This is a genomic window from Marmoricola sp. Leaf446 (assembly GCF_001424755.1).
Classification (GTDB): domain Bacteria; phylum Actinomycetota; class Actinomycetes; order Propionibacteriales; family Nocardioidaceae; genus Marmoricola.
Genome location: NZ_LMRF01000001.1, coordinates 1,066,436 through 1,092,329, shown reverse-complemented (window position 1 = coordinate 1,092,329; position 25,894 = coordinate 1,066,436). Strand labels below are relative to the sequence as shown.

At 76.5% G+C, this 25,894-nt stretch carries 28 protein-coding genes and 3 riboswitches; of the genes, 18 read left to right on the top strand and 10 right to left on the bottom strand.

Annotated features, from left to right (window positions below; genetic code table 11):
- Positions 1–46 precede the first annotated feature (46 nt).
- Positions 47–325 carry an HU family DNA-binding protein gene (locus ASG49_RS05095; protein ID WP_056537882.1) on the top strand — a complete coding sequence of 93 codons (279 nt, stop codon included), beginning with the start codon at positions 47–49 and terminating at the stop codon, positions 323–325.
- 69 nt (positions 326–394) lie between these two features.
- Here ASG49_RS05095 and bluB read toward each other — a convergent pair whose 3' ends face one another.
- Positions 395–2,140: a 5,6-dimethylbenzimidazole synthase gene (bluB, locus tag ASG49_RS05090; protein WP_056537879.1), complete on the bottom strand. Its 1,746-nt coding sequence runs from the start codon at positions 2,138–2,140 to the stop codon at positions 395–397.
- A 50-nt stretch (positions 2,141–2,190) separates the two neighbouring features.
- A riboswitch (cobalamin riboswitch) is annotated at positions 2,191–2,366 on the top strand.
- A gap of 55 nt (positions 2,367–2,421) precedes the next feature.
- Between bluB and ASG49_RS05085 the strand changes: the two genes are divergently transcribed.
- Genes ASG49_RS05085 through ASG49_RS05075 form a run of 3 tightly spaced genes read left to right on the top strand, consistent with a single transcriptional unit; the run spans position 2,422 to position 5,509 of the window.
- Positions 2,422–3,297, top strand: coding sequence for a nitrite reductase (locus ASG49_RS05085; RefSeq protein ID WP_056537876.1), 876 nt, complete (start codon positions 2,422–2,424; stop codon positions 3,295–3,297).
- Positions 3,294–3,959, top strand: coding sequence for a precorrin-8X methylmutase (locus ASG49_RS05080; RefSeq protein WP_056539816.1), 666 nt, complete (start codon positions 3,294–3,296; stop codon positions 3,957–3,959). Before ASG49_RS05085 ends, ASG49_RS05080 begins: the two co-directional genes overlap by 4 nt.
- Positions 3,956–5,509, top strand: a complete 1,554-nt coding sequence (locus ASG49_RS05075; protein ID WP_056537873.1) for a precorrin-2 C(20)-methyltransferase — start codon at positions 3,956–3,958, stop codon at positions 5,507–5,509. The genes ASG49_RS05080 and ASG49_RS05075 overlap by 4 nt, the downstream gene beginning before the upstream one ends.
- Positions 5,510–5,513: 4 nt before the next feature.
- Here the strand turns inward: ASG49_RS05075 and ASG49_RS05070 are convergent, their stop codons facing one another.
- Together ASG49_RS05070 and cbiE are read right to left on the bottom strand one after the other, a co-directional pair.
- Complete coding sequence (locus tag ASG49_RS05070; protein ID WP_056537870.1) at positions 5,514–6,269, bottom strand: cobalt-precorrin-4/precorrin-4 C(11)-methyltransferase; 756 nt, start codon at positions 6,267–6,269, stop codon at positions 5,514–5,516.
- Positions 6,266–7,522, bottom strand: a complete 1,257-nt coding sequence (gene cbiE, locus ASG49_RS05065) for a precorrin-6y C5,15-methyltransferase (decarboxylating) subunit CbiE (RefSeq protein ID WP_235561909.1) — start codon at positions 7,520–7,522, stop codon at positions 6,266–6,268. Before cbiE ends, ASG49_RS05070 begins: the two co-directional genes overlap by 4 nt.
- A gap of 55 nt (positions 7,523–7,577) precedes the next feature.
- Positions 7,578–7,720, top strand: a riboswitch (cobalamin riboswitch).
- 21 nt (positions 7,721–7,741) lie between these two features.
- Here cbiE and ASG49_RS05060 point away from each other — a divergent pair.
- From ASG49_RS05060 to ASG49_RS05030, 7 genes are all read left to right on the top strand, one after another.
- Positions 7,742–9,874 carry a VWA domain-containing protein gene (locus ASG49_RS05060; protein WP_235561908.1) on the top strand — a complete coding sequence of 711 codons (2,133 nt, stop codon included), beginning with the start codon at positions 7,742–7,744 and terminating at the stop codon, positions 9,872–9,874.
- Entirely contained in the window at positions 9,874–10,488 is a 615-nt protein-coding gene (cobO, locus tag ASG49_RS05055; RefSeq protein WP_056537868.1) for a cob(I)yrinic acid a,c-diamide adenosyltransferase, read from the top strand. The genes ASG49_RS05060 and cobO overlap by 1 nt, the downstream gene beginning before the upstream one ends.
- The gene (locus ASG49_RS05050; protein WP_056537865.1) at positions 10,482–12,977 is read left to right on the top strand and encodes a cobyrinate a,c-diamide synthase; all 2,496 of its coding nucleotides are present in this window, start codon (positions 10,482–10,484) and stop codon (positions 12,975–12,977) included. The genes cobO and ASG49_RS05050 overlap by 7 nt, the downstream gene beginning before the upstream one ends.
- Positions 12,957–13,116: riboswitch (cobalamin riboswitch) on the top strand. Its footprint overlaps the gene before it by 21 nt.
- A gap of 34 nt (positions 13,117–13,150) precedes the next feature.
- A complete protein-coding gene (locus tag ASG49_RS05045; RefSeq protein WP_056537862.1) occupies positions 13,151–13,366 on the top strand; it encodes a CbtB-domain containing protein in 216 nt (71 codons plus the stop codon).
- A 94-nt stretch (positions 13,367–13,460) separates the two neighbouring features.
- Complete coding sequence (locus tag ASG49_RS05040) at positions 13,461–14,264, top strand: CbtA family protein (RefSeq protein ID WP_056537860.1); 804 nt, start codon at positions 13,461–13,463, stop codon at positions 14,262–14,264.
- Between the two features lie 4 nt (positions 14,265–14,268).
- Positions 14,269–15,057, top strand: a complete 789-nt coding sequence (locus ASG49_RS05035) for an adenosylcobinamide-GDP ribazoletransferase (protein WP_056537858.1) — start codon at positions 14,269–14,271, stop codon at positions 15,055–15,057.
- Complete coding sequence (locus ASG49_RS05030; RefSeq protein WP_056537855.1) at positions 15,054–15,986, top strand: cobalamin biosynthesis protein; 933 nt, start codon at positions 15,054–15,056, stop codon at positions 15,984–15,986. The genes ASG49_RS05035 and ASG49_RS05030 overlap by 4 nt, the downstream gene beginning before the upstream one ends.
- Here the strand turns inward: ASG49_RS05030 and ASG49_RS18520 are convergent.
- The 3 genes from ASG49_RS18520 to ASG49_RS05020 form a co-directional block, all read right to left on the bottom strand.
- On the bottom strand, positions 15,983–16,159 hold the full coding sequence (locus ASG49_RS18520) for a hypothetical protein (RefSeq protein WP_156384190.1): 177 nt from the start codon (positions 16,157–16,159) through the stop codon (positions 15,983–15,985). The genes ASG49_RS05030 and ASG49_RS18520 overlap by 4 nt on opposite strands.
- A gap of 117 nt (positions 16,160–16,276) precedes the next feature.
- Positions 16,277–16,468, bottom strand: a complete 192-nt coding sequence (locus tag ASG49_RS05025) for a hypothetical protein (RefSeq protein ID WP_056537852.1) — start codon at positions 16,466–16,468, stop codon at positions 16,277–16,279.
- A 133-nt stretch (positions 16,469–16,601) separates the two neighbouring features.
- Positions 16,602–17,885 carry an HNH endonuclease signature motif containing protein gene (locus ASG49_RS05020; protein WP_056537849.1) on the bottom strand — a complete coding sequence of 428 codons (1,284 nt, stop codon included), beginning with the start codon at positions 17,883–17,885 and terminating at the stop codon, positions 16,602–16,604.
- A gap of 134 nt (positions 17,886–18,019) precedes the next feature.
- On the opposite strand from ASG49_RS05020, the gene ASG49_RS05015 reads away from it, so the two are divergent.
- Positions 18,020–18,349, top strand: a complete 330-nt coding sequence (locus tag ASG49_RS05015) for an antibiotic biosynthesis monooxygenase (RefSeq protein WP_056537846.1) — start codon at positions 18,020–18,022, stop codon at positions 18,347–18,349.
- Between the two features lie 22 nt (positions 18,350–18,371).
- Here the strand turns inward: ASG49_RS05015 and arr are convergent, their stop codons facing one another.
- Together arr and ASG49_RS05005 are read right to left on the bottom strand one after the other, a co-directional pair.
- Positions 18,372–18,785, bottom strand: coding sequence for an NAD(+)--rifampin ADP-ribosyltransferase (gene arr / locus ASG49_RS05010; RefSeq protein ID WP_056537842.1), 414 nt, complete (start codon positions 18,783–18,785; stop codon positions 18,372–18,374).
- Positions 18,786–18,817: 32 nt separating this feature from the next.
- The gene (locus ASG49_RS05005) at positions 18,818–20,047 is read right to left on the bottom strand and encodes an FAD-dependent monooxygenase (protein WP_235561906.1); all 1,230 of its coding nucleotides are present in this window, start codon (positions 20,045–20,047) and stop codon (positions 18,818–18,820) included.
- A gap of 85 nt (positions 20,048–20,132) precedes the next feature.
- On the opposite strand from ASG49_RS05005, the gene ASG49_RS05000 reads away from it, so the two are divergent.
- The 6 genes from ASG49_RS05000 (at position 20,133) to ASG49_RS04975 (ending at position 24,343) form a co-directional block, all read left to right on the top strand.
- The gene (locus ASG49_RS05000) at positions 20,133–20,747 is read left to right on the top strand and encodes a TOPRIM nucleotidyl transferase/hydrolase domain-containing protein (RefSeq protein WP_056537834.1); all 615 of its coding nucleotides are present in this window, start codon (positions 20,133–20,135) and stop codon (positions 20,745–20,747) included.
- A complete protein-coding gene (locus tag ASG49_RS04995; RefSeq protein WP_056537831.1) occupies positions 20,744–21,502 on the top strand; it encodes a DinB family protein in 759 nt (252 codons plus the stop codon). Before ASG49_RS05000 ends, ASG49_RS04995 begins: the two co-directional genes overlap by 4 nt.
- Positions 21,503–21,512: 10 nt before the next feature.
- The gene (locus tag ASG49_RS04990; RefSeq protein ID WP_056537829.1) at positions 21,513–22,544 is read left to right on the top strand and encodes an LLM class flavin-dependent oxidoreductase; all 1,032 of its coding nucleotides are present in this window, start codon (positions 21,513–21,515) and stop codon (positions 22,542–22,544) included.
- Positions 22,545–22,602: 58 nt separating this feature from the next.
- Positions 22,603–23,247 (top strand): bifunctional 2-polyprenyl-6-hydroxyphenol methylase/3-demethylubiquinol 3-O-methyltransferase UbiG, encoded by a 645-nt coding sequence (locus tag ASG49_RS04985; protein ID WP_056537826.1) that lies wholly within the window; start codon positions 22,603–22,605, stop codon positions 23,245–23,247.
- A gap of 22 nt (positions 23,248–23,269) precedes the next feature.
- Entirely contained in the window at positions 23,270–23,917 is a 648-nt protein-coding gene (locus ASG49_RS04980) for a maleylpyruvate isomerase family mycothiol-dependent enzyme (protein ID WP_162244495.1), read from the top strand.
- A 72-nt stretch (positions 23,918–23,989) separates the two neighbouring features.
- The gene (locus tag ASG49_RS04975; protein ID WP_056537819.1) at positions 23,990–24,343 is read left to right on the top strand and encodes a VOC family protein; all 354 of its coding nucleotides are present in this window, start codon (positions 23,990–23,992) and stop codon (positions 24,341–24,343) included.
- On the opposite strand, the gene ASG49_RS04970 is transcribed toward ASG49_RS04975, so the two are convergent.
- Together ASG49_RS04970 and ASG49_RS04965 are read right to left on the bottom strand one after the other, a co-directional pair.
- The gene (locus ASG49_RS04970) at positions 24,318–25,106 is read right to left on the bottom strand and encodes an alpha/beta fold hydrolase (protein WP_082533787.1); all 789 of its coding nucleotides are present in this window, start codon (positions 25,104–25,106) and stop codon (positions 24,318–24,320) included. The two genes, ASG49_RS04975 and ASG49_RS04970, sit on opposite strands and share 26 nt — an antisense overlap.
- A gap of 7 nt (positions 25,107–25,113) precedes the next feature.
- The gene (locus ASG49_RS04965; RefSeq protein ID WP_056537815.1) at positions 25,114–25,782 is read right to left on the bottom strand and encodes a peptidyl-tRNA hydrolase; all 669 of its coding nucleotides are present in this window, start codon (positions 25,780–25,782) and stop codon (positions 25,114–25,116) included.
- Positions 25,783–25,894 lie beyond the last annotated feature (112 nt).

Genomic DNA, 25,894 nt, shown 5'->3' with positions numbered 1-25,894 from the left:
GAGGCCGGGCAGAGCCGCCCACACCGGACATCGCTAGGAGACAAACGTGAAGAAGGACGAGCTGGTCGCCGCCATCGCGGACAAGGCCGAGCTGAGCAAGGCCGACGCCGACCGCGCCCTGGCCGCGCTGGTCGACACCGTGACCTCGACCGTCGCCGGGGGCGACAAGCTGCAGATCCCCGGCCTGGGCACCTTCGAGCCCCGCGCCCGTTCGGCGCGCGAGGGTCGCAACCCGCAGTCGGGCGAGACGATCAAGATCGCTGCCACCACGGTCCCCGGCTTCAAGGCCGCCACCGCGTTCAAGAACGCGACCGCCGGCAAGTGACGCCCCGGGGCGCGAGCCCCGTCTGACACGGCCCGAGGCCGCGACCCCGCACCACGCGGGGTCGCGGCCTCAGCTGTTCGCGGGAGTCGTCCCGACCGCGCCGGTGCGTCCGATGCCGCGCCGCAGCTCCCAGCCGCTGAGCAGCGTGGCCGAGGCCAGCGCCGCGCCGACGCCCTCGCCGGCCCGCAGCCGCAGGTCGAGCAGCGGCTCCAGGCCGAGGTGCTCCAGGACCCGCGCGTGCGCGCGCTCGCGGCTGCGCTGCCCCGCGACGAGGTAGGCCGACACGCCGGGTTCCAGCCGGGTCGCCACCACCGCGGCGACGCTGGTGGCCAGGCCGTCGAGCACCGTCACCGCGCCGCCCTCGGCGGCCCCGATCACGGCACCGGCGAGGACCGCGAGCTCGGGCCCGCCGACCGCGGCGAGCGCGTCGAGCGGCCCCGTGGACCCCGCCGCGCGCGCCCGGTCCAGCGCCCGGCCGACCACCTCGCGCTTGCGGTCGAGCATCGCCGAGTCGGCGCCCGACCCCAGGCCGACGACGTCGTCGGGCCGGAGATCGAGCAGCAGCGCGGCCAGCGCGGCGGCGACGGTGGTGTTGCCGACGCCGACCTCGCCGAGCGCCAGCACCACGTGGTCCCGGGCGAGCTGCTCGCCCAGGGCACGGCCGTGGTCGACGAGCCTCGCGGCCGCGTCGCCGGCGAGGGCGTCCGCGTGCACCAGGTCGCCCGTGGCGGTGCCGGCGTCCTGGACCTCGAGGTCGAGGTGCGCGGCCGCCGCCGCGACGGCACCCGCCGACTCACCGGCGAGCGACGCGGCCAGGACGTCGTCGGTCACCGTCGCGGCGTACGCACTCACGCCGAGGGCGGTCACCGGGTGCCGCCCGGCGACCAGCAGCAGGACGCCCGGGCGCTCGGGCGGCGGACCGGAGTCGGCGCGCAGCCGGACCGTGGCCTCGAGCCGGTCGACCGCGCGGTCCAGCAGGCCCAGCGAGCCGGGCGGGGTGAGCATGGCGTCGGCGTGGTCCCGCACGTCGACCACCTCGGTGCGACCGGGGGCGCGCAGGTGGGAGGGCGGCGGCGCGGGCGTGGCGTCGGCCTCGGTCCACCGCTCGGCCATCACGACGTCGGCCACGGGCTGCCGCCGCGACCAGCCGGCCCGCTCCAGGCCGGGCGCGGGCGGCCGCTCGTCGGGCCAGCCCAGGCACAGCCAGCCCAGCGTGACGACGCCGTCGGGCAGGCCGAGCAGCCTCTCGAGGTCGGCCGGGTCGAACAGCGTCACCCAGCCGACGCCGAGCCCCTCGGCGCGCGCGGCCAGCCACAGGTTCTGGATGGCGCAGGCGCACGACCACAGGTCGGCGTCGGGGAAGGTGGCGCGGCCCAGCACCCCGGCCGCCGGCGTACGCCGGTCGCACGCCACCACCACGCCCAGCGGCGCCTCCCGGATGCCCTCGAGCTGGAGGTCGAGCAGCCTGCGGGCGGCGTCGGGCTCCAGCTGGGCCGCCTGACGCAACCGCTGCTCGTCGGCCATGCGCGCGGCCCGCTCGCGCGTCGTCGGCTCGGAGACCACCACGAACCGCCACGGCTGGCTGTGACCGACCGACGGCGCGGCGTGCGCGGCCGCCAGCACCCGCTGCAGCACCTCGGGGTCGACCGCGTCGGGCCGGTAGCGCCGGATGTCGCGCCGCGCGGCGACCACGTCGTGGAACGCCTGCCGCGCCGGCTCGGGGAACGCCCAGGCCGCCACGTCCTCGGCCCGCTCGGCCGCCGAGGTCCGGTCGCCGATCAGCGGCACCGGCCGGTTCCACGTCGTCGGGCCCATGGGCGGGGAGTGTAGGCCGGGCACGGCGGGTGCCGGGAACGGCGAACGGTTGGTAGCGTGCGCGTGCCAGTCGAGGGAACCCGGTGAGAGTCCGGGACTGACGCGCAGCGGTGTGGGTGACGGGCGGAGCAGGTCTCACGACAGCCACTGGACGAGGTCGTCCGGGAAGGCGCTCCTCCCCGGTGGAACCCGAGTCCGAAGACCTGCTGGCCTCCGCGGCAACAGCCGCGGGGTCGTTGCAGGGCCACGCGCACGGGCCCCTGACCCCCGAGGACCACCCGGTGACCCCCACCTCCACCCGCTCCCGGCGCGACCTGTGCCCCGGCGTGCTGCGCCCGTGGTCGGCCGACGACGGCGCCCTGGTCCGGGTCCGGCTGGTCGGGGGACGTGTCCCCGCCGCGTCGTTGGCCGGGCTGGCCGAGGTCGCCCGGACGTACGGCGACGGCCGGCTGCACCTCACCGGCCGGGCCAACCTGCAGCTGCGCGCCCTCCCCTGGGCCGACCCCGCCGGCGGCGCCCTGCCCGACGAGGTCGTGGCCGCGGTCGAGGCGACCGGCCTGCTGCCCTCGCGCACCCACGAGCTCGGTCGCAACGTGATGGTCTCGCCGTTCAGCGGGCTGGCGGGCGGCCGGGCCGACCTGCGGCCCGTGGCCGACGAGCTCGACGCGCTGCTCCGCGCCGACGCGGCCCTGGCCGACCTGCCGGGCCGCTTCCTGCAGGTGCTCGACGACGGCCGCGGCGACCTGGTCGACCGCGGCACCGACCTCGGGCTCGTGGCGCTCGACGAGCACGACGGCCAGCTGCGCGTCGGCGACGCCTGGGGGCCCGTGGTCGCGCTCGACGAGGCGCCGCGGCGGCTGGCCGACCTGGCGTCGCGCTTCCTGGCGACCCGCGGGTCCGGGCGGACCGCCCCGTGGCACGTCGAGGAGCTCGACGCCCCGCTGCTCGCCGCGACACAGCGCGACCCGCGGGTGCCCGCGGCGGGTGCGCGGGCGGCGTACGGGCCCCAGGCCGGTGGCGACCACGTCGCCGTCCCCGACGGCGTCCTCGACCGTGGCCTGGTCGACCGGCTGGTCGCGCCGGGCCGCGAGCTGGTCGTGACGCCGTGGCACGGCGTCGTCGTGCCCGCCCCGACCTCACCGGGGGTCGCCGCATGAGCGTGCTGAAGCGCCCCCCGCGCCGCTACGAGTACGTCGACTCCGGCCCCGCCATCTACGTCGACTCCTTCGCCACCATCCGCCGCGAGACCGCGCTGGACGGCCTGCCCGACGGCGCCCCGACCGTGGCGGTGCGGATGGTGCACGGCACCGGCCAGACCGACCTCGTCCACGACCTCGTCTTCCACCCCGACCTCGTGCCCGCCGCCCGGGCCGCGCTCGAGGCCGGCGCACCGGTGCTCGCCGACGCCCACATGGTCGCCTCGGGCGTCACCCGCGCCCGGCTGCCGAAGGACAACGACGTGGTGTGCCTGCTGCGCGACCCGGCCGTGCCGAGCCTGGCCCGCGACTGGGGCACCACCCGCTCCGCGGCGGCGGTCTCGCTGTGGGAGCCGCACCTCGAGGGCGCCGTCGTGGCCATCGGCAACGCCCCCACCGCGCTGTTCCACCTGCTCGAGATGCTCATCGACGGCGCCCCCCGACCGGCCGCGATCGTGGGCTGCCCGGTGGGGTTCATCGGGGCAGCGGAGTCCAAGGACGCGCTGGCCTCGTTGGCCGCCGACCACGGCATCGACGTGCCGTTCCTGACCGTCCGCGGCCGCCGCGGCGGCTCGGCCATGACCGCCTCGGCGATCAACGCGCTGGCCCAGGAGGCGGAGTGAGCACCGAGACGACCAGCCGGCCCCTCGGGCGCTTCTACGGCGTCGGCCTGGGCCCCGGCGACCCCGAGCTGGTCACCCTCAAGGCCGCCCGGCTGATCGGCGCGGCCGACGTCGTGGCCTACCACGCGGGCGTCGGCAAGCAGTCCAACGCGCGCCGCATCGCCGCCGACCTCATCCCCGACGGCGTCGTCGAGGAGGAGCTGCGCTACCCGGTGACGACCGGCGCCACCGACCACCCGGGCGGGTACGCCGGGGCGATCGCCGCCTTCTACGAGGACTCCGCCGCCCGGCTGGCCGCCCACCTGGAGGCGGGCCGCACCGTGGTGCTGCTGGCCGAGGGCGACCCGCTGTTCTACGGGTCCTACATGTACATGCACGACCGGCTGGCCGACCGATTTCCCACCGAGGTGGTGCCGGGCGTGCCCGCGTTCGCCGCGGCCACCGCCTCGGTCGCCGCGCCGCTGGTGCGGCAGACCGACGTGCTGACGATCCTGCCCGGCACGCTGCCCGAGGCCGAGCTCGCACGTCGCCTGGCCGACACCGACGGCGCCATCATCATGAAGCTCGGCCGCACCTTCCCCGCCGTGCGCTCGGCCCTGGCGCAGGCCGGCCGGCTGGAGCACGCGGTCTACGTCGAGCGCGCCTCGATGCCCGCCGAGCGGTGGCTGCCGGTGGCCGACGTCGACCCCGGGACGGTGCCCTACTTCTCGCTGATCGTGGTCGCCGGCGACAGCGCCGCGGCCGACCCGGCGGGGCGGCGTCCGCCCGTGCTGGCCACGACCCCGGGCGCGACCGGTCGACCGACCGACCGACCGGCCGGCGAGGTGCTGGTCGTCGGGCTCGGCCCGGGTCCGGACCGCTGGGTGACCCCCGAGGTGACCGAGGCGCTGGCGGGCGTCGACCACGTCGTGGGCTACGCGCCCTACGTCAACCGGGTCCCGCAGCGCGCCGGGCTGACCCGGCACGCGTCGGGCAACACCGTCGAGCTCGACCGGTCGCGGCTGGCGCTCGACCTCGCGCTGGCCGGCGAGCGGGTCGCGGTCGTCTCGGGCGGCGACGCGGGCGTGTTCGGGATGGCGGCGGCGGTCTACGAGGCGGCCGAGGACCCGGCGTACGACGGGGTCGCGGTGCGGGTGCTGCCGGGCGTCAGCGCCGTGCAGGCCGTGGCGGCGAGGGCGGGCGCGCCGATCGGCGGCGACTTCGCGGTGATGAGCCTCTCGGACCGGCTCAAGCCCTGGTCGCTGATCGAGCGGCGGCTGCGGGCCGTGGCCGACGCCGACCTGGTGCTCGCGATCTACAACCCCGCCTCCCGCTCGCGCACCGACCAGGTCGTCGAGGCCCAGAAGATCCTGCTCGAGCACCGGCCCGCCGACACCGTGGTGGTGGTCGGTCGCGACGTCGGCCGCGCCGAGGAGTCGCTGACGGTGACCACGCTGGCCGACCTCGACGCGGGTGCGGTCGACATGAAGTGCCTGCTCGTCGTCGGCTGCACCGGCACCCGCCGCTCGGCCTCCGGCGCGGTGTGGACCGCGCGCTCGACGCCGTCCTGACCGGCTAGCGCCGCTTGCTGCTCCGGTCGCGGGCCGGGTCGTAGAGGAACGACTCGCCCCCGCCCGACGGGTCCAGCGCGCGACCGACCAGCACGACGGCGGCCTGCCTCAGCCCGGCCGCCTCGACCTGGTCGGCGATGTCGGCGACGGTGCCGCGCAGCACCTGCTCCTCGGGCTGGCTGGCGCGGTGGACGACGACGACGGGGCAGTCGGCGCCGTACTCGCCCTGCAGCTCGGTCATCAGCTCCCGCGTCCGCGTGATCGCGAGGTGCAGCGCCAGCGTCGCCCGGGTCGCGGCGAAGCGTCCCAGCGCCTCGGTCTCCGGCATCGCCGTGGAGCGGGCCTGCGCGCGGGTCAGCACGACCGACTGGGCGACCAGCGGGACCGTGAGCTCGCGGCCCACGGCGGCGGCCGCGGCGGCGTACGCCGGGACGCCGGGGGTGACGTCCCAGCCGACCCCGGCGGCGTCGAGCCGGCGCGCCTGCTCGGCGACGGCGGAGTAGAGCGACGGGTCGCCCGAGACCAGCCGCACCACGTCGAGCCCGGCGGCGTCGGCGGCGACCAGCTCGACGGTGATCTGGTCGAGGTCGAGGTCCTGGGTGTCGACCAGCCGGGCGTCCGGGCGGGCGTGGCCGAGCACCTCGGCGTCGAGGTAGGTGCCGGGGTAGAGCACCACGTCGGCGGCGGCCAGCATCGTGGCGGCGCGCAGCGTGATCAGGTCGGCGGCGCCCGGTCCGGCGCCGACGAAGTGGACGGTCACGGGGTCTCCTCGACAGGCTCGGAGGACGGAACGGGGTCGGGCTCGGACGGCTTCACGTGGGCCCACTGCACCACGGCGCGGGCGGGGGTCCAGCCGGTGAAGCCGCCGATCGGCGCGGCCGTCTCGACGGCGTGACGGGTCAGCTCGCCGCCGTGGGCGGCGTACGCCGTGGCCAGCAGGGTCTCGGTCTCCAGCGTGACGCCGTGGACGACGAGACGGCCTCCCGGGCGCAGCGCCTCGAGGCAGGCCTCCAGGACGCCGGGTCGGGTCGCTCCCCCGCCGACGAAGACCGCGTCCGGGGCCTCCAGGCCGGCCAGCGCGTCGGGCGCGCGGCCCTCGACCACGACCACGCCCGGGACGCCGAGCGCGGCCGCGTTGCGCGCCACCCGGGCGGCCCGCTCGGGGTGGGCCTCGACGGCCACGGTGCGGCAGGTCGGGTGGGCACGCGCCCACTCGATCCCGACCGACCCGGCGCCGGCGCCGACGTCCCAGAGCAGCTGCCCGGGCTGCGGCGCGAGCCGGGCCAGGGCCGAGGCCCTGAGGTCGCGCTTGGTCAGCTGCCCGTCGTGCTCGTACGCCGCGTCGGGCAGCCCGGCGGCCCACGACCCGACCACCGGCCCGGCGAGCTCCAGGGCCAGCACGTGCAGCCGGGGCGAGGGTCCCGACCAGGCGCCGGCCGTGCCCTCGCGCCGCGACTCCTCGGGGCCGCCGAGGTCGCCCAGCACGACGACGCGCGACGCGGCGTACCCCTGCCCGACCAGCAGCGCGGCCACCGCCTCCGGCGTGTGCTCGTCGGAGGACAGCACCAGCAGCCGGCGGCCCGGGGCGAGCGCCCGGAGCAGCAGGTGGGGGTCGCGGCCGACCAGCGTGAGGACCTCGCTCGCCTCCGCCGACCAGCCCAGCCGGGCGCGCGCCAGCGCGACCGAGGAGACCGCCGGCTCGACGCGCACCGCGTCGGCGCCGAGCAGGTCGACCAGGGTGCTGCCGATGCCGGAGACCAGCGGGTCGCCCGAGGCCAGCGCGACGACCGCGCCGGAGTGGCGCGCCAGCAGCGCGGGCAGGCCGTCGCGCAGCGGCGAGGGCCAGGGCTCGCGGACCTGGCCGGCCACGGGCGGCAGCAGGTCGAGGTGGCGCTGCCCGCCGAGCACGACCGGGGCCGAGGCGACCACCTCGCGCAGCCGCTCGGGGAGGCCGTCCCAGCCGTCCGCGCCGAGGCCGACGGCCGTCACGCGCGGTCGGGCTCCGGAGGTCACGAGGGCAGACGCTATCGTGACGCCCGACAGGCACGAGGTGCCCCGACGGACGCAGCACGACCCAGCCCCACCGCGTCCCGACGGGAGAATCTGGGAAGCCGGTGAGACTCCGGCACAGGCCCGCTGCGGTGACCCGGGACGCGTCGCGAGACGTGGACCCGGGAAGTCCGAAGACCGGCCTCGCGCCACTTTTTCCTCTGGCCACGAGCGGGAGCCTCCGTGCCACAGCAGTTCCCCTTCAGCGCCGTCGTCGGGTCCGACGACATGGCGCTCGCCCTCGTCCTCACCACCATCTCGCCCGACGTCGGCGGGGTGCTGGTCCGCGGCGAGAAGGGCACCGCCAAGTCGACGATCGTGCGCGCGCTCGCCTCGGTGCTGCCCGCCATCGACGTCGTCGCCGGCGACCGGTTCTCCACCGACCCGCGCGACCGCGCGCCGCTCTCGCCCGACGGGCCGTTCGCCGCCGACGCGCCCGTCGAGTCGCGGCCGGTCCGCCTCGTCGAGCTGCCGGTCGGCGCCACCGAGGACCGCGTGCTCGGCTCGCTGCACCTCGAGCGCGCGCTGTCGGAGGGCAGGGCGGAGTACGAGCCCGGCCTGCTCGCCCGCGCCCACCGCGGGATCCTCTACGTCGACGAGGTCAACCTGCTCCACGACCACCTCGTCGACCTGCTGCTCGACGCCGCCGCCATGGGCCGCTCGACGGTGGAGCGCGACGGCGTCTCGGTCGAGCACGCCGCCCGGTTCGTGCTCGTCGGCACCATGAACCCCGAGGAGGGCGAGCTGCGCCCGCAGCTGCTCGACCGGTTCGGGCTGACCGTGGAGGTCGCGGCACCGCGCGACCCGGCGCTCCGCGTCGAGGTCGTACGCCGCCGGCTGGCCTTCGACGCCGACCCCGACGCGTTCGCCGCGGCCTACGACGAGGACGAGCGGGCGCTGACCGAGCGCATCCGCGCCGCGCAGGAGCAGGTCGCCGCCGTCGTGCTCGGCGACGGGGCGCTGCTCAAGATCGCCGAGGTGTGCGCCGCCTTCGAGGTCGACGGCATGCGCGCCGACATCGTCACCGCCCGCACCGCCGTGGCCCACGCCGCCTGGTACGGCCGTCGCCGGGTGCTGGTCCAGGACATCCGCGCGGCCGCCCGGCTGGCGCTGCCCCACCGCCGCCGCCGCAACCCCTTCGACGCCCCCGGCCTCGACGAGGACCTGCTCGACCGGATCCTCGGCGACGACGAGCCCGACCCGGAGCCCCCGGAGCCGCCGGAGGACCCGCAGCCCCAGGGCCCCACCGAGGGGACCGACGACGCCGGCGACGGGACGGACGCCCCCACCGACGCTCCTCCGCCCGGGACGTCATCACCAGCGGGGCCTGGAGACCACGATCTCGATGACGTCCCGCAGCAGCAGGACGGTCCCGCCCCCGAGGCGGGTGACGCCTCCTCCGAGGCGATGCCCCCGCCGGCGGGCGCGCACGACGCACCGGGCGACCAGCAACCCCCCGGCACCGTGCACGCGGCGAGCGAGCCCTACCGCACCCGGCTGTTCACCGTTCGCGGCACGGGCGCCGGCGAGGCCGGCAAGCGCAGCCGGGCGGTGACCGAGTCGGGTCGACGTACGGGATCGCGGCGCAGCCTCGGCGGCTCCGACGGCGCGGGCTCCCTCCACCTCGCCGAGACCGTCCGGGCGGCGGCACCGCACCAGGTCCTCCGCGGCCGTACGACGGGCCGGCTGCTGTTCCGCGGCGACGACCTGCGCGTCGCCACCCGGGAGGGCCAGGAGTCCAACCTGGTGCTGTTCTGCGTCGACGCGTCCGGCTCGATGGCTGCACGCCGCCGGATGGAGCAGGTCAAGACCGCGATCCTCTCGCTGCTGCTCGACGCCTACCGCCGTCGCGACAAGGTCGGCCTGGTCACGTTCCGCGGCCACGGCGCCGACCTCGCGCTGCCGCCCACCCGGTCGGTCGACATCGCCGCCACCCGGCTCCAGGACCTGCCGGCCGGCGGCCGCACGCCGCTCGCCGAGGGCCTGCTCGAGGCCGCCCGCGTGCTGCGCCTGGAGAAGGTGCGCGACCCCCGTCGCCGCCCGTTGCTCGTGGTCGTCACCGACGGCCGGGCCACCTCCGGCGCCGACGCCGTCGCCCGGTCCCGCCGGGTCGCGGCCCACCTCGCCGCCGACGGCGTGGACGCGCTCGTCGTGGACTGCGAGAGCGGGGCGATGCGGCTCGGCCTCGCCGGGGTGCTGGCCGAGCACCTGCGCGCCGAACACGTGCCCGTCGCCGAGGTCAGCGCGGACGGGCTGACGGCGCTGGTCCACCGCGCCCGCCCCGCCCACACCCCCACCGACGAAGGAGCCGCCTGATGCCGCAGGGCAAGCCGCTGACCGTGCCCGACGACGGGCTGTCCACGCGCGAGCGCCGCCAGCAGCCGCTGCTGATGGTGCACACCGGCGACGGCAAGGGGAAGTCGACCGCCGCCTTCGGCCTCGCCATCCGCGCCTGGAACCAGGGGTGGGACGTCGGGGTGTTCCAGTTCGTGAAGTCGGCCAAGTGGCGCATCGGCGAGCAGACCGTGCTCGAGCGGCTCGGCGAGCTGCACCGGGAGACCGGCGAGGGCGGGCCCGTGGAGTGGCACAAGATGGGCGCCGGCTGGTCCTGGTCGCGCAAGGAGGGCTCCGAGACCGACCACGCCGTCGAGGCCGCCGAGGGCTGGGCCGAGGTCAAGCGCCGGCTCGCCGAGGAGACCCACGACCTGCTCGTGCTCGACGAGTTCACCTACCCCATGGAGTGGGGCTGGGTCGACGTCGACGACGTCGTGGAGTCGCTCGCGAACCGGCCGGGGCGGCAGTACGTCGTCGTCACCGGCCGCCGCGCCCACCCCCGCCTCGTCGAGGTCGCCGACCTGGTGACGGAGATGACCAAGGTCAAGCACCAGATGGACCGCGGCCAGAAGGGCCAGAAGGGCATCGAGTGGTGACGTCGCGGCCCCCGTCAGGGACGACCCGGCTGCCCCGGTTCGTCGTCGCCGCCCCGTCCACCGGGCAGGGCAAGACCACGGTCGCGACCGGGCTGATGGCCGCGCTGTCGCGCGCCGGCCACGAGGTCAGCGGCCACAAGGTCGGCCCGGACTACATCGACCCGGGCTACCACGCCCTGGCCAGCGGCCGGCCCGGCCGCAACCTCGACCCGCACCTGGTCGGCGAGGAGCGCGTCACCCCGCTGCTGCTGCACGGCGCCGCCGGCGCCGACGTCGCCGTGGTCGAGGGCGTGATGGGGCTCTTCGACGGCCGCATGGGCGGCGAGGGCTTCTCCTCGACCGCCCACGTCGCCCGCCTCACCCGTACGCCGGTCGTGCTGGTCGTCGACATCTCCCGGTCCTCGCGCTCGATCGGCGCGGTCGTGCACGGCATGAGCACCTTCGACCCGCACGTCACCGTCGCCGGCGTGATCCTCAACAAGGCCGGCTCGCCCCGCCAGGTCGCCGAGGTCCGCAGCTCGGTCCGCGTCCCGGTGCTGGGCACCATCGGCCGCGACGACGCCTTCTCCGCGCCCTCGCGCCACCTCGGGCTGGTGCCCGCCGCCGAGCGCGACGAGGCCGCCCACGCGCTCGACCGGCTCGCCGAGCACGTCGCCGAGAGCGTCGACCTGGAGGCGCTGATGGAGCTCGCGGCCTCCGCCCCCGACCTCGACGAGACGCCGTGGGACCCGGCCGCCGAGGTCCGTGCCCCCGTCTCCCAGGCGCGCCCCGTCGTCGCCATGGCCGGCGGCCGCGCCTTCACCTTCCGCTACACCGAGACCGAGGAGCTGCTGCGGGCCGCCGGCTGCGACGTCGTCGCCTTCGACCCGCTCACCGACGCCCACCTGCCCGAGGGCACCAGCGGGCTCTACCTCGGTGGCGGCTTCCCCGAGGTCCACGCCGAGACGCTGACGGCCAACGCCTCGCTGCGCGAGGACCTGCGCGCGGCCGTCGCCGGTGGCGTGCCCACCGTCGCGGAGTGCGCCGGCCTGCTCTACCTCTGCGACGCCGTCGACGACTCCCCCATGGTCGGCGCGCTGTCGGCGACCGCCGAGATGACCCCGCGCCTGACGCTGCGCTACCCGCGCGCCACGGCCACCGCCGACTCGCTGCTGACCCGCGTCGGCGAGGAGGTCACCGGCCACGAGTTCCACCGCACCCGCACCGACCCGCCCGCCGGCGACGTCGCGGCCTGGACGATCGACGACCAGGCGACCGGCTTCGCCAGCGAGACCGTGCACGCGTCGTACCTCCACACCCACTGGGCCGGCCACCCCCACCTCGCGCAGCGGTTCGCCGACGCCGTCCACGCGGCGCACCCGCACGCCGGCCGCCCGGCGACCCTGGCACCGGCGCCGCCGCACGCCGTCACCACCGCTGCCGCGGAGCAGCCCCTCCCCGCCCCTCGGCCCGACACCCTGCCCGACCCGCTGCCCGACCCCCTGCGCCACCACGGCGACGCCGAGGCGGAGCCGGGGCTGCTCGACCTCGCCGTCAACGTGTACGCCGGGCCGCGACCGCCCTGGCTCGACGCGGCCCTGCACGAGAGCCTGGAGCTGGTCGACCGCTACCCCTCGCCGACCGCCGCCGAGGCCGCCGTCGCCCAGCGCCACGGCCGGGCGCCCGAGGACGTGCTCGCCACCGCCGGCGCGGCGGAGGCGTTCACCCTGGTCGCCCGGCTGCGCCCCTGGCGGCGGCCCGTCGTGGTGCACCCGCAGTTCACCGAGCCGCACGCCGCGCTCGAGCAGGCCGGCCACGCCGTCACCACGGTGCTCTGCACCCGGGCGAGCGGGTTCGCACTCGACCCCGCCGCGGTGCCCGAGGACGCCGACCTCGTGGTCGTCGGCAACCCCACCAACCCGACCGGCGTGCTCCACCCCGCCGAGGTCGTCTGGCAGCTGCTCCGTCCCGGTCGGCTGGTCGTGGTCGACGAGGCGTTCATGGACACCGTGCCGGGCGAGGGCGCCTCGCTGACGGGGACGACCCACCCCGGCCTCGTCGTGCTCCGCAGCCTGACCAAGCACTGGGCGATCCCGGGCGTGCGGGCGGGCTACCTGCTGGGCGCGCCCGACGTGGTCGCCGCGCTGCGAGCGACGCAGACGCCGTGGTCGGTCTCGAGCACCGCCGCGGCCGTGACGACCGCCTGCACGAGCCCGGCCGCCGCGGAGGAGTCCGAGCGCCGCGCCCGCACGATCACCGGGTGGCGCACGGCCCTGGAGAAGGGCCTCGCCGACCGCGGCATCACCCACGTGCCGTCGTCGACGTCGTTCGTGCTGGCCGAGGTGGGCGAGAGCGTGCACGGGGCGTTGCGCGCCGCCGGGATCGCCGTACGCCGGGCCGACACCTTCCCCGGGCTGGGCCCGTCGTGGGTGCGGATCGCCGTGCGTCCGGAGCCCGCGACGACCCAGCTGCTCGCCGCGCTGGACGCGCTCCCCCACGGGGCCTCCTGATGCCCTAGGGTGAGCGCGCGGGCACGAGGAAGCCGGTGGGAATCCGGCACAGTCGCGCTACTGTGACACCTCCTCCAGACGGTCATCACGATCGTCGGGCGGCGGTGGAGTCAGACCCTCGAGTCCGTCCACCACCCCATCTACCAGGGACGCACGCATCCCTTGGAGGACTCATGTCGAGCACCGCCGCATCCCCCGCCGTCGAGATCGACCTCCCGTCGATCCCCCTCGCCGAGCTGGCCCCCTGGGCCCTCTTCTTCGGCCTGCTGGCCACCATGGTCCTGTTCTTCGTCGGCGCCGAGCAGGGTGCGTTCTCGCTGTCCTCCGGCACGCTGGTCCACGAGTTCGTGCACGACGGCCGGCACCTGCTGGCCTTCCCCTGCCACTGATCGCCCGGTCCTCCGGGACCACGCGCCTCCTCTCGTCCCGGTCTCCGGGCGGTCGCACCACGCCCGGTGACCGGTCCCCTCGAACGGACCCGTCATGACCGCACGCACCTTCCTGGTCCGCGGACTCCTCGCCGGGCTGATCGCCGGTCTCGCCGCCTTCGCCGTCGCCTACGTCGTGGGCGAGCCGCAGGTCGAGACCGCCATCGGCCTGGAGCAGTCCGCGACCGGCTCCCCCGCCGACCCGGCCACCGCACCGCACGACCACGCCCCCGGCACGCCGGCCGAGCACTCGCACGGCGACGAGGACGCGGTGGTCTCCCGCACCGTCCAGTCGACCGTCGGGCTGCTGACCGGCAACCTCGCCGTCGGCATCGCCCTGGGCGGCCTGGTCGGCCTCGCCTCCGCCGCGGCCGTGGGCCGGATCGGCCGGCTCACGCCGCGCCAGTCCACCGGGCTGGTGGCGCTGGTCGGGTTCGTGGCCTTCGCCCTCGTGCCCTTCCTGAAGTACCCCGCCACCCCGCCCGCCGTCGGCAGCGGCGAGACCATCGGCGACCGCACCGCCCTCTACTTCGGCTTCGTCGCGATCTCGCTCGCCGCGGCGTTCGTCGCGGTGCTGGTCGGGCGCCGGATCGCCGCGTCGTCGGGGGCCTACGTCGGCACGATCGCCGGCGTCTCGGCGTACCTCCTCGTCGTGATGGTCGCCGGCACCCTGATGCCGACGGTCGACGAGGTGGGCGACTTCCCGGCCGACACGCTGTGGTTCTTCCGCCGCGCCTCGCTCCTCACCCTGGCCACGCTGTGGGCCGCCCTGGGCGTGGCGCTGGCCGGGTTCGTCGGGGTCGACCACGAGCGGGCCGTCGCCCGTCAGCGCCGTCGCGAGCTGGCCACGTCGCTGTGACGGCGTGAGCGACGCCTGGCGGCTCGCCCTGGGCACGCTCTCCGTGCTGCGGGTGCCGCCGCCCCGGGTGGTCGACCGGCGTACGGCGGGCCGGGCGGTGCTGCTCGCGCCCCTCGCCGTGCTGCCGCTCGGTGCGGCGGTGGCGCTGCTGCTGTGGCTCGGTTTGCGGCTGGGCACCCCGCCGCTCGCCCTCGGCTTCCTCGCCGTGGCCGTGCTGGCGCTCGGCACCCGCTGCTTCCACCTCGACGGGCTCTCCGACACCGCCGACGGGCTCACCGCCTCCTACGACCGGGAGCGGTCGCTGGAGGTGATGCACAGCGGCACGTCGGGCCCGGCCGGGGGCGTGGCCGTGCTGGTCGTGCTGGGGGTCCAGGCCGCGTCGGTCGCGTCGCTGGTCTGCCTGCCCGCCGGACCGTGGCTCGTCGGCGTGCTGGTGTGCGTGTCGCGCTGCGCCCTCGCCCTCACCTGCGTCTCCCCGGTCCCCGGTGCCCGCCCCGACGGCCTGGGGGCGGCCTTCACGCGGTCGGTGTCGCCGACCGCCGCGGTCGCGTCCTGGCTGGTCGCGGGGGTGGCCGTCGTCGCCGCCGCCCGCTGGTCGCAGGTGGGCGTCCCGCACGCGGCGGTCGCGGTCGTCCTCGCCGTCGTCGTCGTCCTGCTCCTGGTGTGGCGCACCACCCGCCGCCTGGGGGGCGTCACCGGCGACGTGTTCGGCGCGGCCGTCGAGCTGGCGCTCGCGACCCTGCTGGTCGCGGTGGCGACCGGAGCGGCGTACACCGAGCTCGTGGCGCTGTGAGGCCACCCCCACGCGCCCTCGGCCTCGCCCTCGGCTTCGCCGCCGACCGGCTGCTCGGCGACCCCGCGCGCTGGCACCCGGTCGCGGGGTTCGGCCGGGTCGCCGCGGCGCTCGAGTCCCGGACGTGGGCGCCGTCGCGGCGGCGGGGAGCGGCGTACTCGCTGGTGCTGGTGGGTGGCACCACCGGCCTCGGCGTGCTGGCCGAGCGCACGACGCGACCGCACCCCTGGGCCCACACGGCCGTCACCGGCCTCGCCACGTGGGCGGTGCTGGGCGGCACCTCGCTGGACCGCGAGGGCCGCGCGGTCGCCACCCTCCTGGAGGCGGACCGGTTGCCCGAGGCCCGGCAGCGGCTGACCCACCTCGTCGGCCGCGACACCCGCACCCTCACCTCCGGCGAGGTGGCGCGCGCGGTGGTCGAGTCGGTCGCCGAGAACACCTCCGACGCCGTCGTCGCCCCGCTCGTCCTCGGCGCCGTGGCCGGGGTGCCCGGACTCGTGGGCTACCGCGCCGCCAACACGCTGGACGCGATGGTGGGTCACCGCAACGAGCGGTACGCCGACTTCGGCTGGGCCTCGGCCCGCCTCGACGACCTCCTCAACCTGCCCGGCTCCCGTCTCTCCGCCCTGCTCGCCGCCCTGCTCGGCCCCGACACCCGCGGCGCCCTGGCCGCATGGCGCCGCGACGCCGCCGGCCACCCCAGCCCCAACGCCGGCCCCGTCGAGGCGGCGTTCGCCGGCGCCCTGGGGCTGCAGCTGGGCGGCACCAACACCTACGGCCCCCGCGTCGAGCACCGCCCCGTGATGGGCTCCGGCCGCCCCCCGGCGGCCGGAGACGTCAGCCCCGCGCTGCGCCTCGCCCGCCGCGTCGACCTCGGCGCGGCGACCGTGGCCGTGGCCGTGGCAGCAGCACGCCGGCGGCCCCGCTAGGGCCCGTCACCCGGGCCGAGCACCCGGCTGGCCCACGTCTGTTGCTCGACCCGCATCGCCCGCGGTCCGGGGATCGAGGTGATCTCACCCCGTGCTCGGTGGCGCAGGTCGTACCACGCCCCCACCGCCAGCAGCGCGCAGACCGCGCCCGCCAGCACCAGCACGAACGTCATGGGACCTCCCTCGTCCCCGCCTCCGAGACCGGCCCGCCGCGGACCCGGCACAGCTCCAGGATGCGCTCACCTCACGCCCGGATCCAGGAGCGGTGGTGCCTGGTCGAGACCACCGGTCTAGAACCAGTCGAGGTCCCACGCCCGCGACGTGCTCGCCCGGCCGTGGTGGACCTCGAGGTGCGCCCGCCTGGCCCGCCGCCTGCCGTCGACGTGCCGTCGGTCGCCGCTGGCGCGATGTCGCAGGTCGTACCACCCGCCCAGCGCGAGCAGCAGGCACACGACGGCGGCCAGGGCCAGCACGACGGTCATGGGGACCTCCCCAGTCCCACCCCACCGAGATCGGCCCGCCACGGACCAGGCGTCCCTCCAGCATGCGCCGGTCAGGCAGGCCCGTCCAGGGGTGGCCCCGGGCGGTCGAGACCACGCTCCACTCGTGCACGACCTACACCCGCCGGTGGAAGCTGACCCGTCCGTCGGGCTCCCGGCGGTGCTCGTAGGCCGGGTCGTGGATGCGTCGGTGGTGGTGGCCGCACAGCAACCGCCCCCCGGCGACGCTGGTCCCACCTCCCTGCGACCAGGGCACCTCGTGGTGGGCGTGGCACATCGCAGGTGGCCGGTCGCAGCCCACGGCGGTGCACCCCCGGTCCCGCAGGCCCATCGCGACGCGCTGGTGGTGGCCGTGCAGCCGACGCCGTCGGCCGACGTCGAGCACGACGCTGGGGCCACCCAGGACCGCGGGCACGATGCCGGCGCCGCACGCGAGCCGTCGGGCCTCGCCGGCAGTGATCTCGGCACCGGTGTCGAGGGTGCACACCCCGTGGGCGGAGAGCGAGGCGGTGAGCTGCTCGAGCGTCATGGTCACCACGACGGTCGCCCCCACCCCTCCGGCCCGCGGCAGGCTCTTCGCGGGGATCGCCTCCAGCAGCGTGCAGAAGGCCAGACCATGCGCCACGTCGGTCGGGACCCGCTCCCCGGGCGGCAGGTCGACCGCCTCCGCCGGCGGCTCGATCGGCCGGGCCGGTGAGGCGATGGCCAGCAGCATCTTGCGCAGCAGGTGGCCGTGCAGGGTCGGGATCCGGAACCGGCCGTGGCAGGTGCCGGCGTCGTCCTCGCGCATCACGAAGGTCGTACGCCGGGCAGCCGCCGACTCCTGGGCCGCCAGCACGCGGCCCTCGAACTCCTCGGCCCGCTCCGGCGCGATCACCTCGAACACCCGCCGACCCAGCCGGGTCAGGGAGGCGGCGTCGAAGTGGGCCGCCTGCGCCACCAGGTGCCGCTCCGCGCGCTCGCGCTCCTCGGGCGCGACCGCGAGCTCCCCCGATGTCGGCAGCCGGTCGAGCGACCGCACGACGACCCGGGCCTGCTCGAGCCCGACATCCCCGCGTCCCACCGCCCGCCGCACGTGGTCGTGGCGCTCCAGGGCGCGGGCGAGGTGCAGGTCGGCCCGGGCGTCCCGCCGCGGCCGGCGGGTCTCGACGGCCAGCCAGTCGGCCGCGGACGCCGCCCCGTCGACCTCGGTCGCGCCGCTGCGGTCCGCCTCGGCCAGCACGGCCAGCGACAGCGCCTCCAGCCGCGACCGCGCCGACGCGAGCACCCGGAGCGCCTCGCGCTGCTCGGCCGGGGTCATCGACCAGACCGGCACCTCCAGCACCTCGCCGAGCCGCTGGTCCATGCGCCGCGCGAGCTCCAGCACCGGGTGCGTGGTTGGGAGCGGCTCGCTGGTCATGCCTCCATCCTCCGCCCGTCGGAAGACCGCGTAAAGCCTGTATTCGAACATGTGGACGAAGCATGGCCAGGTGGCGGACAGAACCAGATCCCCCGGCGAGTCTCCGCCGACCCGCCCCCTGGCACGCTGGACCCGTGACCGTCATCAAGATCAACGCCATCACCGTCCCCGCCGGCTCGGGCGACGAGCTCGCCCACCGCTTCGCCGCACGCGCCGGTGCCGTCGACGGCGCGGACGGGTTCGAGGGCTTCGAGCTGCTCCGCCCCACCGACGACCGCACGCAGTGGCTCGTCATCACCCGCTGGCGCGACGAGGAGTCGTTCCAGGGCTGGCTCGGCTCCCCCGGCTTCTCCGAGGGCCACCGCTCGGCCGTCGAGCGCGCGGGCGGCGAAGCCCCGGCACCGGTCTCGACCCACAGCGAGGTCTGGAACTACGAGGTCGCGGGCGGCTCCACGCCCGCCTGAGCCACGGCAGGTGCGGCGGCGGTCAGTTGAGGATCTCGCCGCGCGCCGCCTCGATCGCGGCCAGCCGGCCGCGCCACGCCTCCAGCGCCTCGGGGGTGAGCCGGGTCCACCCGTGCACCTCACCCAGCACCCGGAGCGGCTCGGCGCTGCGGTAGGACCGTGTCGGGTTGCCGGGAAACCTCTTGTCCGTCACGTTGGGGTCGTCCTCGAACGCGCCCGTTGGCTCCACGGCGTACACGCGTGGCACGGCGTCGCCCCCGCGGAGCATCGCGGCCAGCTCGGCCGCGAGGCCGGCCCCGTCGGCCACCGAGGTGAAGTAGACGTGGTTCATCACGACCTCGGGCCGGTAGTTGGACCGGCGCCCGGCCGTGAGCAGGTCGCCGACCCGCAGGTCGGCGACCGTGCCGTGGAAGAACGGCCCCTCGTCCAGCACCACGGCCGCAGCCTAGGTCGCGCGGACGGGGCGTGTCAGGCCGGCAGGTCGGGCAGCCCGCGCTCGTCGTCGGGCCCCGAGGTGAGCCGGCCGGCGAGCGAGCGCACCGGCCGCGACGCGGCGACCTTGGTGCCGACCCGGAGCAGCGCGGTGCCCAGCCGGGTCTCGGGGTTGGCCAGGCGCGGCGTGCCGGGCGGCAGGTCCTGCGCGTCCTCGACCATCGGCCGCATCCAGTCCTCCCACCGGGCAAAGGCGTCCGTGGGCGGCCGCCCCGGCGAGAGCCGCGACAGCTCGACCGCGAGGACGTAGGCGCCGACCAGCGCCAGCGACGTACCGGCTCCGGCGATCGGGGTGACGCACCACGCGGCGTCGCCGAGCAGCACCACCCGACCGCGACTCCAGGTCGGGGCGATCACCTGGGTAAGGTCCTCCACGTAGAGCTCGCTGCCGGCCTCCAGCGCGTCCAGCACCCGCGGCACCTCCCAGCCGAGGTCGCCGAAGCGGCGCCGCAGCTCGGCCACCTGCTCCTCGCGCGTGCCCTCCTCGAAGCCGACCGGGTCGCTCATGAACCCCAGCGTCGCCCGCGTCGTGCCCAGGTTGTCGGGCCGCAGCGTGACCGACCGCGAGCCCGGCACCGTCATCCAGCGCCACCAGTCGTCGTCGGCGTCGGTGCGCGGGATCGTCGCCCAGGCCATGTACATGCCGAGCCGCTTCAGCTCCGGCTGCTCCTCGCCGAGCACCAGTCCGCGGGTGCGGGATCCCGGGCCCTCGGCGACCACGAGCAGGTCGAAGGCGTGCTCGTCGCCGCCGGCCAGCGTGACCGTCACCGCGTCGTCGGTCTGGTCGAGCGCCACCACGTGGTCGCCCGACCACCAGGTGACGCCGTCGCCGCACGCCTCGGTGAGGATCCGGGCCAGCTCGCCGCGGAGCACCTCCAGCTCGGCGGTGGGTCCGTCGCCCTCGCCCGCCTCGGCGGGGAACTCCGAGACCGTCGCTCCCTCGGCGTCGACGAACCGGGTGCCGACCTCGCCGGTGTTGGCCGCCAGCACCGCGTCGCGCAGGCCCATCCGCTCCAGCACCTGCTTGGCCAGCCCGCGGACGTCGATGTTCTGCCCGCCGAGGCGCGGCTCGGGGCTGCGTTCCAGGACGGTGACCTCGTAGCCGATCCGCTCCAGCCAGTACGCCGCCGCGGGCCCGGCGATGCTGGCGCCGGTGACCAGCACCCGGCCTCGGGAGGGACGGTCGGCCGGCGCTGGGGAGTCCACGCGGCGAGCCTACGGAGCGGGTCGTGAGCCCCAGAGGGCGCTGGACCGCCCCCTCACCCTCACGACCCGGTGCGAGGGTGGTCGGGTGGAGACGCAGCGGACCGTGGTGCTGGTCGAGGGCGAGAGCGACCGCGTCGCGCTGCTCGCGCTGGCCGCCCGCCTGGGTCGCGACCTGGCCTCCGAGGGCGTCGAGGTGGTGGCGATGGGCGGCATCACCAACGTCCGCTCGCACGCCGTCCGGTGGTCGGGCGCCGGCGTCACCCTCACCGGCCTGTACGACGCGCCGGAGGAGCCGCAGCTGCGGCGCGGCCTGCGCCGGGCCGGCCTCGTCGTCGAGGGCCGCAACCTCGCCGACCTCGGGTTCCACCGCTGCGAGGTCGACCTCGAGGACGAGCTGCTGCGAGCCCTCGGGGCCGACCGGGCCGAGGCCGTGATCGAGGCGGCGGGCGACGGCCGGTCGCTGCGGCTGCTGGCGCAGATGCCGGTGCAGCGCGACTGGCCGCGCGAGGCGGTGCTGCGCCGGTTCCTCACCTCCCAGGGTGGCCGCAAGGCGCGCTACGCCCGGCTGTTCGTCGAGGCGCTCGACCTCGACCGGGTGCCGGCTCCGCTGCTCGCCGTGGTCGGTCCCGGCACGCGCGACCCTGGCGCCGACCCCGCGACGCGGGGTAGCAAGGACTCCCCGACCCAGGAGGCCCCGTGACGTCCACGCCCGCGCCCGACAGACCCCGGCGGTTCGTCGACGCCGACCTGCGCGGCGCGCGCTTCGTCCGCGCCGACCTGTCCGGGGCGGTGATGCGCGCGGTCGAGGTCGACGGCGCCGACATCGACGCCCCCTGGCTGGCCGACGGCTCGCTGCTGGTCAACGGCGTCGACGTGGCGGCGCACGTCGAGGGCGAGCTGTGCCGCCGCTTCCCGGGCCGGGAGCGGCGTACGGCGGAGGACCCCGAAGGGCTCCGGTCCGCCTGGTCGGCGGTGGAGGACGCGTGGGACGCGGTGCTCGCGCGGGTGGCGGCGATGCCCGCCGGCACGCCGGACGTCTCGGTGGACGGGGAGTGGTCGTTCGCGCAGACGTTGCGGCACCTGGTGATGGCGACCGACACCTGGCTCGGGCGCGGCGTGCTGGGGCTCGAGCAGCCCTACCACCCGATCGGCGTGCCGAACGCGGAGTACGCCACCGACGGCTACGACACCGCGGTCTTCAGCACCCCCTCCCCGTCGTACGCCGAGGTGCTGGTCGTCCGCCGCGAGCGCCAGCAGCAGGTCCGCGACCTGCTGGCCACCACCACCGAGCAGCAGCTGGCGGCATCCGTACGCCACCCCTGGAACCCCGCGAGCGAGGTGAGCGTGCGTGCCTGCCTGCACGTGGTCCTCCGGGAGGAGTGGGACCACCAGCGCTTCGCCGTCCGCGACCTGGACGCGATCGAGGCGCGCCGAGGACCCACGACACGCCCGTAGGCTCGGCCCCGTGCCCGACCCGTCCCGACCGCTGCGCCGCCTGGGCTTCCTGACCATCGGCCTGTTCGACCCCGCCGACCCGGCGCCCGGCCACGAGTCGACGCTGCGGGTGATCGAGCTCGGCGAGCAGCTCGGCTTCGACAGCGCCTGGGTGCGGCACCGCCACCTCCAGCACGGCATCTCCTCCCCCGTCGCGCTGCTGGCCGCGGCCACCCAGCGCACGCAGCGCATCGAGCTCGGCACGGCCGTCATTCCGCTCGGCTGGGAGAACCCGCTGCGCCTGGCCGAGGACCTCGCCACCGTCGACCTGCTCTCCGGCGGCCGGCTCAACCCCGGCGTCAGCGTCGGACCGCCGATGCGCTGGGACGACGTCCGCGACGCGCTCTACCCCGACACCGCCGAGGTCGAGGACTTCTCCTACGCGCGCGTCGAGCGGCTGCTGCGGATGGTGCGCGGCGAGGTGGTCAGCCCGTTCCGCGGCACGGTGGGCATCGAGGAGTTCTCCGACCGGGTGCAGCCGCACTCCCCCGGTCTCGCGAGCCGGCTCTGGTACGGCGGCACCAGCCTCCGCTCGGCCCAGTGGGCCGGCGAGCACGGCATGAACTTCCTGACCAGCAGCGTCGTCAAGGCCGAGGAACCCGACGCCGAGCGGCACGACTTCGCCGAGATCCAGGCGGCGCACGTGCGCCGCTTCCGCGAGCACCACCCGGACGGCCACCGCGCCCGCGTCTCCCAGGGCCTCGTCGTCATCCCCACCGACGGCGCGAGCGCCGAGCAGCGCGCCCGCTACGAGGCGTACGCCGCCGCGCGGCTCCCCCGCACCACCACCCCGCAGGGCCCGGCCGGGCTGCTGTTCGCCCCCGACCTGGTCGGCACGGCCGAGGAGATCGCCGAGCGGCTCCACGTCCACGCTGGGTTCCGGGAGGTCGACGAGGTCGCGTTCGCGCTGCCGTTCTCCTTCGAGCACGACGACCACGTCCAGATCCTGACCGACGTCGCCACCCGGCTCGGTCCGGCGCTCGGTTGGAGCCCGGCCGGCTGACTTGCCGATCCGGCAAGAGTGTTTGTCGTCCGGTGGCCCTCGGGTCCACCCTGGTGCCATGAGCGAGCACGAGCACGACCCCACCGAAACGGACTTCTTCGAGCCCGCGGGCTGGGAGGAGCGCTACGTCGGCGACGACGCGATGTGGAGCGGGAGGCCCAACCCCCAGCTGGTCACCGAGGCCGGCCGGCTGACCCCCGGCACCGCGCTCGACGTCGGCTGCGGCGAGGGCGGCGACGTGGTCTGGCTCGCTCAGCAGGGCTGGTACGTGACCGGTGCCGACTTCTCCGCCAACGGCCTCGCCCGGGCCGCCCGGCACGCCGAGCAGGCGGGCGTCGCCGACTGCACCGACTGGTGGCAGGTCGACGCGCGTGCCTTCGCCGCGGAGGGCCGGCGGTTCGACCTCGTCACCACCCACTTCCTGCACCCGCCGGACCACGGCATGGTCGAGGTCACCCGCCGCCTCGCCGAGGCCGTGGCGCCCGGCGGGCACCTGCTCGTCGTCGGCCACGCGCCGTCGGCGCACCACACCCAGCTGAGCGAGAGCCACCGCCGGGCGATGTGGGAGGCCGCCGAGCTGCTGCCCGGACTGCCGGAGGGCTTCGAGGCGGTCGTGGTCGAGCAGCGTCCGCGCACCGTCGAGCGCGACGGGGAGAGCTTCGACATCGAGGACTCGACGCTGCTGGCGCGGCGTACGACCTGATCCGGCGCCTACCGTGGGCCGCGTGGACACCTCCCGCGACGAGATCTTCGCCCTGGCCACCGCCAACCGGCTGCTGGCCGCGGACCTGTTCGACGGGCTCACCGCCGGCGAGTGGCGCACGCCCAGCCTGTGCGCGGGGTGGACGGTGCGCGAGGTGCTCGCCCACCTCGTGCCGCCGGAGGGCGGTCACTCCCCGTGGCGGCTGCTGCGCGACGTCGTACGGGCTCGGGGCGACCTGCACCGGATGGTCGACACCACCACGCGGCGGGACGCGCAGCGCCCCGTCGAGGAGCTGATCCGCGAGCTGCGCGAGCGTGCGGCCACGCCGCTCAGCGCGCCCGTGGTCGGGGCGCTCGGGCCGCTCGCCGACAGCGCCATCCACCTGCGCGACGCCGCCCGGCCGCTGGGCCGCGACGTCGGGCCCGACCCGGACGGCTGGCGCCCGGTGCTCGACTTCGTGGTGTCGGGGCGACGGGCGTCCGGCTTCGTGCCGATGGGACGGCTGCGCGGTCTGCGACTGGTCGCCACCGACCAGGAGTGGACCCACGGCCATGGAGCCGAGGTCCGCGGCGCCAGCGAGGCGCTGGCGCTGGCCGTCAGCGGCCGGCCGGTCGTGCTGCCCGAGCTGACCGGTCCCGGGGTCGCCACGCTCGCCGGCCGGATCTGCTGACGCCGGGTCGACTCCGGGGTCGACACCGCGGCCGGTCCGGGCCAGCATCGGGACGAGACCCCGGGAGGACCCGTGCACGTCATCCGCATCACCACCAACCTCGCCGTCGACGACGTCGAGGCGGCGCGCGACTTCTACGCGGGCTTCCTCGGCCTGAGCACCACCGAGCTCGACCTCGGCTGGGTCGCCCGGCAGACCTCGCCCGAGACGGGCGCGCACGTCCAGCTCGTCAGCGGCGACGCCACCGCCCCGGTCGACTCGGTGGCCACGCTGCACACCGACGACGTCGACGCGGCGTACGACGAGGCCCGGCGGCTCGGCCACGAGATCGTGCACCCGCTGACCGACGAGCCCTGGGGCGTACGCCGCTTCTTCGTCCGCGCCCCCGACGGCAACGTCTTCAACGTGGTGGCCCACCGCGGCTGAGCGAGGCCCCGAAGGCGTCGACCGCCGCCACCCAGCGCTCGGGGGCGTCGAGGTGGACGTGGTGGCCCGCCCCCACCTCGGTGACGTGCGCGAGCGAGCCGGTCAGTGCGCTGCGGTCGGGCTCGGCCAGCGCGGAGTATCGCCCCACGGCCACCAGCAGCCCGACCGGCACCGGGCTGGCCGCCACGCGGGCCGGCAGGTCCCACGACAGGTGCCGCGCCGAGAACCGCTGCAGCGCAGGATCCGACCGCAGTCGCCCCTCCACCACCGTGCGGGCGTCGCGACGGGTCCAGGTCGGATGGCCGTGGAGCAGCTCGGTGACGGCGGTGTGCGGGTCCGTCCGGGCGGCGGCGTCCTCGCGGGTCCGCTGCTCGGCGTCCTCGCGGCTGCGCCGGGTGCGACCGGGCCCGGGCGGGTCCTCGAGCAGCACCCCCACGGCGTACGACGCCCGCGCGGCCAGCTCCAGCGCCACCACCGCCCCCAGCGAGTGCCCGACGACCAGGGCGCCCGCCGCGTGGTGCTCGACCACGTCGTCGGCCAGGTCGGCCACCGACCGGACCGCGCCGAGGGGCCGGCCGCCGTGCCCCGCCAGCGTCGCCCGCTCCACCTGCCAGCCGCGCTCCTCGAGCATCGGCCCGACCCGCCACCAGGTGCTCGGTCCGGCCCAGAGGCCGTGGACCAGCAGGACGCGGCCACCACGACCTGCAGTTCGCGCCTCGGGGCCGGTCTCCGCGCCCGGGGGCGGCGAACTGGAGGTCGTCACGGCCGCCTCACCACCCGTGGGTGGCGACCACCGTGACGGTGCCCGGGGCGACCTCGGTGAACCCGCCGTCGGCCACCACGACCGGTGCGGTCGCGAGCAGCCGCTCCCACGCGTCGTCGGCCGCGGTCCGCACCGAGACCGGCGCGCCGTCGGCCAGCCACGCCGCGGCGGTCTCCGGCCGCAGCGCCTGGAGCACCAGCTGGGCGGCGTGCCCGACCTGGGCCGCGGCCTTGCCGGTGGTCATCTCCACGTGGGGGTTGAGCACGACGTCGACCGGGGCGGTCCGCTCCGGCTCGTCCGTGGCCTCGAGCACCAGCCCGCCCACCTGCAGCCGGGCGATCTCGGGATCGACCTCGTCGACGCGACCGGGCACGTGGACGGCCACGTCGACCTCGCCCGCGTGCACGAGCACCCCGGGGACGGCGAGCTGGCGGGTCCAGCCGGCGCCGCGGGCGCGGCGTACGACCTTGCGGATCGGGCCCGACCGCCACTCCTCGGTGCGCTCACGCACCTCCTCCTCGGCGTTCGGGCCGGTGAACGCGGCTAGCGCCAGCGCCACTGCCGAGCCCACCGACCGCAGCACCGCCAGGTGGTCGGGTGCCGGGTCCTTCTCGACCCGCACCACCACCTGCATCGCCCACGGCACCCCGTCGCGCTCGTCCGGGGAGTACGTCACGCGGTCATCCAAGCAGCACGCCCGGACGACGATCAGCTCGCGGCCGGTCTGCCGCCGCCGAGCGTGGGCGCGACGGTCGGGTGGCCGAACTGATCGTCGGTCGGGCGCGCAC

Coding starts and splice junctions, on each gene's coding strand:
- cobO (WP_056537868.1), top strand. CDS start 9,874: ATGCCGCAGGGCAAGCCGCTGACCGTGCCCGACGACGGGCTGTCCACG.
- ASG49_RS05040 (WP_056537860.1), top strand. CDS start 13,461: ATGACCGCACGCACCTTCCTGGTCCGCGGACTCCTCGCCGGGCTGATC.
- ASG49_RS05025 (WP_056537852.1), bottom strand. CDS start 16,468: ATGACCGTCGTGCTGGCCCTGGCCGCCGTCGTGTGCCTGCTGCTCGCG.
- ASG49_RS18520 (WP_156384190.1), bottom strand. CDS start 16,159: ATGACGTTCGTGCTGGTGCTGGCGGGCGCGGTCTGCGCGCTGCTGGCG.
- ASG49_RS05045 (WP_056537862.1), top strand. CDS start 13,151: ATGTCGAGCACCGCCGCATCCCCCGCCGTCGAGATCGACCTCCCGTCG.
- ASG49_RS05080 (WP_056539816.1), top strand. CDS start 3,294: ATGAGCGTGCTGAAGCGCCCCCCGCGCCGCTACGAGTACGTCGACTCC.
- ASG49_RS04985 (WP_056537826.1), top strand. CDS start 22,603: ATGAGCGAGCACGAGCACGACCCCACCGAAACGGACTTCTTCGAGCCC.
- ASG49_RS05020 (WP_056537849.1), bottom strand. CDS start 17,885: ATGACCAGCGAGCCGCTCCCAACCACGCACCCGGTGCTGGAGCTCGCG.
- bluB (WP_056537879.1), bottom strand. CDS start 2,140: ATGGGCCCGACGACGTGGAACCGGCCGGTGCCGCTGATCGGCGACCGG.